The organism is Rhodobacter sp. SGA-6-6 (assembly GCF_011043545.1).
Classification (GTDB): Bacteria; Pseudomonadota; Alphaproteobacteria; order Rhodobacterales; family Rhodobacteraceae; genus Pseudogemmobacter.
Genome location: NZ_JAAKGP010000004.1, coordinates 342763 through 349641, shown reverse-complemented (window position 1 = coordinate 349641; position 6879 = coordinate 342763). Strand labels below are relative to the sequence as shown.

The 6879-nt window shown below is 69.0% G+C and carries 5 protein-coding genes; 1 reads left to right on the top strand and 4 read right to left on the bottom strand.

Features of this window, described 5'->3' with window-relative positions; translation table 11 throughout:
• Window positions 1-71 precede the first annotated feature (71 nt).
• Window positions 72-284 carry a hypothetical protein gene (locus G5B31_RS10620; protein ID WP_165017117.1) on the bottom strand — a complete coding sequence of 71 codons (213 nt, stop codon included), beginning with the start codon at window positions 282-284 and terminating at the stop codon, window positions 72-74.
• 336 nt (window positions 285-620) lie between these two features.
• Between G5B31_RS10620 and G5B31_RS10615 the strand changes: the two genes are divergently transcribed.
• Window positions 621-2462 (top strand): hybrid sensor histidine kinase/response regulator, encoded by a 1842-nt coding sequence (locus G5B31_RS10615; RefSeq protein ID WP_165017115.1) that lies wholly within the window; start codon window positions 621-623, stop codon window positions 2460-2462.
• Between the two features lie 36 nt (window positions 2463-2498).
• On the opposite strand, the gene G5B31_RS10610 is transcribed toward G5B31_RS10615, so the two are convergent.
• The 3 genes from G5B31_RS10610 to G5B31_RS10600 are packed head-to-tail and all read right to left on the bottom strand — an operon-like array spanning window position 2499 to window position 6875.
• Window positions 2499-5003, bottom strand: coding sequence for a hybrid sensor histidine kinase/response regulator (locus G5B31_RS10610; protein WP_165017112.1), 2505 nt, complete (start codon window positions 5001-5003; stop codon window positions 2499-2501).
• A gap of 5 nt (window positions 5004-5008) precedes the next feature.
• Window positions 5009-5878 carry a type II secretion system F family protein gene (locus G5B31_RS10605; protein ID WP_165017109.1) on the bottom strand — a complete coding sequence of 290 codons (870 nt, stop codon included), beginning with the start codon at window positions 5876-5878 and terminating at the stop codon, window positions 5009-5011.
• Between the two features lie 34 nt (window positions 5879-5912).
• A complete protein-coding gene (locus G5B31_RS10600; RefSeq protein WP_165017106.1) occupies window positions 5913-6875 on the bottom strand; it encodes a type II secretion system F family protein in 963 nt (320 codons plus the stop codon).
• Window positions 6876-6879 lie beyond the last annotated feature (4 nt).

Genomic DNA, 6879 nt, shown 5'->3' with positions numbered 1-6879 from the left:
AGTGATGCGGAAATCCGAGGGGGTCTCGGCTTGAATGCGGATCGTTGCCATCGGTCTTGGTCCTCGAAGTGTCAGGTTTCAGTGGTGCGAAGATCGTCCAGACCGGAAACGGTCCGGCGGAAAGGGTGTGGGAAGGCCGCCAGAAGGGCGCCGGCCAGCATGGCGAGACAGCCCGCCCCCTGGGCGGCGAAGAACGCCGCCAGCCAGCCCCCGCCGGCGGCGAGCACGGCCGCTGCCGCAAGCAGCTCTCCGGTCAAGGCGGCGATAATCAGAAAGGCCATCATGTCCGTCCGCTCCCGTTTATTATCGTTGGTTGTATACTGCTATCATAAGTATGTATAGCATGAACAATGGGATGTGCATCAATCTTTGGGCTGGGAATGGGATGGGGTTTGCTCGGCCTTTAACCGCGATCCGGTCCCGGGCGGGGTCGAATAGCCGCCCTGGCGCGCAAAATCCGGCCATGGTGACCCGTTTTGTGTCGAAAGACGCACCTATCGGTGAGAGCGTGAAAACAGACAGTTTCCAGCACGAGAACAACCCGGTCGCCACGCCGCGCCCGTCCGTGTTGCAAGCAGGGCGGCGAACCGGCAAATTCCGGTCAATCAAAGGAGCTTGGTGTGATTCCTTCCGTCGAGGTGCCGCCGAACCGGAAATCGGCGATGCAGGATGACACCGCGCTTGCATTGCTCGCCGCCGTCCTGGCCACGGAAACGCGCCCCAGCCTGATCCTGTCGGCGCGGGGGGCGGTCCTGCTGGCCAGTGCGGCCGTGGGCGCGGCGCTGGTCTCCGAATGGCACGATTTCGGCTGCTCGCGCGATTGGGCGGAGGCCTGCGACGAGGCCCGGCGCACCGGCAGCGTGCGGATCGGCCTGCCCTCGGGCCATGCCGGCGAGTTGAACCATCTGTCGCCGGACGGCGGCCAGTGCGAATATTTCCTGCTGCGGCTGGAAAACCCCGAGACCGAGACGGCGGTCAGCGCCCGGGCGGAGCGGCTGGTCAGCCTGGCGCACGACCTGCGGGCGCCGCTGCAATCGCTGATCATCGCGGTCGACGGCCTGTCGGCGGGCGATCAGCCCGACGGCAGCGCGGCCCAGGTGGCGGCGCTGGCGCAGCTGGCGCTGGAACAGGTGCGCAACCTTCTGGAAATGTCGCGGATGGACGCCGTATCCGCCCATGCCGAGCCGATGAAGACCTTCGACCTGGTCGCGCAGGTCCAGGACATCGTCCGCCTGCTGCAGCCGATCTGCGGCAAGAACGGCAACCGGATCGTGCTGGAGGCGCCCGCGGGCCCGGTGTGGCAGATCGGGGCGGCCCACCTGATCCAGGCGGTTCTGCAGAACCTGATCACCAACGCCAACCGCTTCACCCAGAACGGGCCGATCCTGGTCCGGCTGGCGGTGGACCCGGCCAATGCCGACGCCGAACGGCCGGTCGTGCTGGAGGTCGAGGACCGCGGCCCCGGCCTGACCGAGGGCGAAATCCAGATCCTGACCCGGCGCATCACGGCGGTCGGCCGCGAGGGAGGGGTCTCGGGCGACGGTGCGGGCTATGGCCTGGGCCTGGGGATCGTCTCGCGCGCGGTGGACCGGCTGCGGGGCCAGATCGAGATTTCCCGCGGTGTCGAATGCGGCACGACCTTCCGCATCTCCTTCCCGCTGCGCACGGCCGACGCGCCCGAGGCCGGGGCGCCGGCGACGGCCGAGAGCATCCGCCTGACCGGCCTGCGGGTCCTGGTCGTCGAGGACAATCCGATCAACCTGGCCATCCTTTTGCGGACGCTGGGCGATGCCGGGGCCGTGGCCGAGGGGGTGATCAGCGGCCTGGATGCGGTCGAGCGCCATGCCGAGAAGCGCGGCGGGATCGACCTGATCCTTCTGGACGTGACGCTGCCCGACATCGACGGGATCGAGGTTGCCCGCCGCATCCGGGCGCAGGAAGGCGAGGGCGCGCATGTGCTGATCGCGGGGCTGACGGCGCATACCGGCTCGGTCGTGCATGGGTCGGCGCTTGCGGCCGGGATGGACCGCATCCTGCTGAAGCCGGTGCGCCCTACGGAACTGCGCCTCGCCCTGGCCGAGATGTGGAGCGGGGACGATCAGCGGCGCAGGCTGCGGAGGAAGGCAGCGACAGGAGAAGCGATGCTGGACGACCGTCAGATCGACGAACTGGTGACGGAACTGGGCCGCGAGGCCGCGCTGGCCTTCATGCGGCAGGCCTTGGCCGAGGCGCGCAGCGTCCTCGCGGCCTTCACCGAGGCGACCCCCGGTGCGGACCTGCGCAACATGATCCACTCCGCGATCGGTGCGACGGGGCTGACCGGGCTTTCGGGAGCCGAATATGCCCTGCGGCTGATGCAGGCCGATGCCCGGGCCGGCGTGACCGGCGGCGGCACGGCGGAGACCGCAAAGCGGATCATGGACGAAACCGAGGGCCTGCTGGACAGCTTCGCTGCAGGCTGACGCGGCCGGCATTCCCGGTTCGAGCGGAGCCCCTGCCTACTCCGCAACCCGGCCGCTGGCGAAGAACTCGTCCGCAAGGCCCTTCAACTGGGCGAAGCTCAGCGGTTTTTCCAGCGCATAGGTGGCGCCGGCCTCTTCCAGCTCCTGGCATTCGGACCCCATGGTCGAGGCGGTGATGCCGATGATCGGCACGTCCTTGTGCGTCTTGCGGATTTCGCGTACCACCTGGCTGCCGATCATGCCGGGCAGCAGTTGATCGACGACGATGAAGTCATGCGGTGCGGCGCGGAACATCTCCAGCCCGCCGTCGCCGGTTTCGGCCCAGTCGACCTTGTGGAACAGCTTGCGCAGCCGGGCGCTGGTGATTTCGCCGACAAGCTTGTTGTCCTCGATCAGAAGGGCGCTGCGGTCGGGATAGATCGGCTCGATATCGTTCATGGGCACGGGTTCCTGCTCGGCGCCGGTGAGAGGCTGGTCGGACCGCGCCGGATGGGTGACGACGAACCTGCTGCCTTTGCCTTCGCTGTGCAAGACCAGATCGCCGCCGATCAGACGGATGGCCTTGCGCGCGGTGTAAAGGCCCAGTCCGGGATGCGCGTCGGTGTCGGCGCCTGCGGTCTCGAAAGGGTCGAAGATGCGGTCGCGGTGCCCTTCGCCAATGCCGATGCCGTCGTCGATGACCTGCCAGGTCGCGGTCATCTCGCCCTCGCGGCCCGGGACGAGGAAGACCTGCAGCAGCACCATGCTGCCCTTGGAATGCACGATGGCGTTGTGGATCAGCTTCGACAGCGCGATGAACACCCGACCCTGATCGCCGCGGATCGGGGTATCGGCGTGCGCGCCCAGGTCGACCAGCAGGTCGATGCCGTTGGCGACCGCCGGCGGGCGGAACACATCCAGCAGATGCATCGCCAGTTCGCGCACGGTGAAGACGGCGCCTGCCGCCTGCCCGCCCTCTGCCCCGCTGTCGGCGCGCAGGTCGTCCAGGATCGAGACGAGACGGGCCAGGGTCTTTTCGAAGCTGGGGCCGACCTCGTCCCAGCTCGACCCCGCCTTCAATTCTTCGGCCAGCATCGACAGGATGGCCAGCGGTGTCCGCAGCTCGTGCGAGGCGATGGAGAGCAGCCGCTCCTCGCGCAGCATCGCCTCGGCCAGCAGCTTCTCGTAGCGGGCGGCGCGGGCGGCGGGTTCGGCCGGGCGCCGCAGGCTGACGATAGCGACCCATGCCACGGGCGGCCTGTTGTCCAGCACATGCACCTCGAAGTCCTGCGCGGCGGCGGGCCGGTCGCCCCCGCCCGGGGCGGGCAGCGTCATCTGGACCCGGACGGGCGGCCTGGGTCCGCCGCCGTCCTTCTGCAGAAGTTCCAGCAGGTCCAGGATGCCGGAGAAGCCGGAGGTGCCGAAGAGATCGGCAAAGGTGGCGACCGTGCCGAAGCGCGGTTGCTGGCCGGGCGAGGTGCCGCAGCCGAAGGGAAAGCGGGCGATGCGTTCGTCCAGGTCCAGCCGGGCGATCCAGCTTTCGGAGCTGTCCGAGAAGCGGGCCAGCAGGGCGCGGGGCGGGTCGTCGATCCGGGTGATCGAGGCGTTGCGGTCCAGTTCGCGCCGGGCGGCGCCGATCAGGATCGAGACCAGCAGGACCGCGAGGATCGCCTGTGCCGTCAGCGAGCCGCCGGTGACCGGGCCGGTGAAGGGCAGGGCCGCCCCGGCCAGCATCAGGCCCAGAGTCAACAGCGGCACCGGCCGCCCGGTCATCAGGCCGGCCAGCATGGTGCCGGTCAGCAGCAGCAACATCGCCGAGCCGGCCGTTCCCAGCGCGGCGATTTCCGGCGTGGCCGTGGCAAGGGCCGCCAGCGCCAGCGCGGCCATCCCGGCCAACAGCGGGATCGAATTCGGCAGGGACGACATCGGGTCGTCCAGATCGGCGGCAGCGCGCGGGATCAGCGCCGCGACCATCAGCGCATAAAGCCCGCTGAGCGCCGCCACCAGGCTTTCTGCGGGTGCGAACGTCCCGCCCTCCAGCAGCGGTGCGGCCGAAAGCGCAAGCCAGAACCCGACGCCCAGCAGCACGGCAGAGGAGCCGAGGGCAAGGGGATGCGGAAGCGGCGGCAGCCCGTCCCGCTGCAAGCCTGCGATCAGATGCCGGAGCGCGCGACAGGCCAGCGCCATCAGGATGCCCGCGGTCCAGCCGACAGCGACCGAAGCGGGGGAAAGCAGGGTATCCCCGGGCGCCGGGGGATAGGCGGCAAGGCCGTTGCGGATGTGGATCCAGGACAGCAGCGGCATCCCCGGCGCGGCGAGCAGGCCCAGGATCGAGGCGAGGATGATCTTCGGCCCCGATCTCGGACCCCGGGCCAGATCAAGCAGCACCAGATGGACGACGACCGAGGAGATGATGATCGACAGCAGAAGCTTGGACGCGCCGAACGCCCCGGGATAGGCGCCCAGGGCAAGCTGCGCGCCCAGCGGCGGCACGAGCACGATGCAAAGTGCGGCCAGGAGGCGCAGGACGCGGCGTCGGCGTTGGGCGGGAAGCGGGGACATCGGGATCAGAAGGATTGCGAAAGGCGGTAGATCGACGGGGCAAGAAGCAGGATCAGCAGCGGCGGAATGGTGAAGAGCATCGTGCTCAGCGTCATCTTGGTAGGCAGCACGTTGGCGCGTTCCTCCACCTTGCGGACCCGCCGGTCGCGAAGGTCGGCGGTGAAGGCGCGCAAGGTCTGCGACATCGGCGTCCCGAGGGTGGAGGACTGCACCATGATCGAGGCGAACTGGCGCAGGTCGTCGTTCTCGGCCTCTGCCGCCATCCGCATCCAGGCATCGTGCCGGTCGGCCCCGGCCGCCAGCGCCTCGGTCAGCGCATGGAAGCGCGCCGACAGGTCGGGGTGCACGTCCTGCATCTCGTCCGCCACCCGCATCAGGGCAAGGTCGATCGACTGTCCGGCCTCGATGCAGACCAGCATCAGGTCCAGCGCGTCGGGAAGCGCCAGTTCCAGCCGGCGCTTGTAGGCGGCGCGGCGCTTGTCCACCACCACGACCGGGATGAAGTAGAACAGCACGCAGGCGGTCAGCACCAGCGAGACCTGTCCCGGCGGCGCAAGGGACTGGAAGACGGGGACGATCCGCAGCAGCAGGATGCCCGCGGCAAAGCCGTTCACCGCGCCGATGACCCTGGCCCAGATGTAATAGCGCGGGGCGTCGGGATGATCGAACCCGGCCTGCGCCAGCTGCCGCCGCAGCGCGCCGCTCTCTCCCCCGGTCTCGCCCGGGTTCACCAGATGCAGGTCGCGCGGCTTCGGCGTCTCCGGGCCTGCCCAGACTTTCGACGGCGCACGCTGCACGGCGATCAGCGCCAGCGCGAAGACCAGCCCGCAGGCCAGGAAGCCGCCCAGCAGCGTCCATGCGTTGATCAGCGTCATGCGCGGCGGCCTTTCCTGTCGACGGAACCCCCGGTCATTCGATCTTCACCAGCCAGTGCATGAACAGGATGTTCAGCGCCAGCAGGGTGCCGACGACGCCCAGCATCGGCAGGAAGAACGGCTTGTCCGAGATTTCGGTGAAATAGTCGGGATTGATCAGCAGCAACGCCGAGATGGCGACGAGGGGGAAGACCGACAGGAAGCGGCCCGACCACTTCGCCTCGGCCGTGATCGAGCGGACCTTGCGGCGCATCTGCTGGCGCCCCCGCGCGATGGTGCACAGCCGGTCCAGCACCTCGGCCAGATTGCCGCCCGAGGCGGACTGGATCGAAACGGCGGCGGCGAAGAAGCGCAGGCTCTGGTTGTCGCAGCGTTCGGCCATCTCGCGGATCGCGCCGACCAGATCCTGGCCATAGCTGATGCGGCCGGCGGTCTCGGTGAATTCCTGTGCCAGCGGGCCGGTCAGCTCTTCTCCGGCGGTCTTGATCGCCGCGTTGATCGGCAGGCCCACCCGCAGCGAGCGGACGATCATGTCCATCGCCTCGGGCACGGCCTCATCGATGCGGAACATGCGGCGCCGCGCGCGCAGGCGCAGCCAGACATAGCCGGCCAGCACGGTGCACAGAAGCCCGAGCACAAGCGCAGGCAGCAGCGCGGTGCCGACCAGGAGGTTCAGCACCATGGTCAGGAACAGGGTCAGCGCCAGCATCAGCATCCAGATCAGCCGCCGGACATCCGGGGTCAGGTCGGGCGCCGCGGCGCTTTCGCCGGCCTCGGGCAGCAATCGCGCCCACCAGCCCGACGGCCCTGTCCGGCGCAGGGCGACAGGATCGGTCGGGCCGCGGCCCGCGCCGCGATGGACGACCGAGCCGGAAAACCGCGCCACCACCGCCCGCCTGCGGGTCCGGACCCGCTGCAGAAGCGCAAGGCAGATCCCGGCCTCGAACAGCAGCAGGCCGGCCATCAGCATCGTTGCGAGGAGATGCGCAAGCGGCATGGCG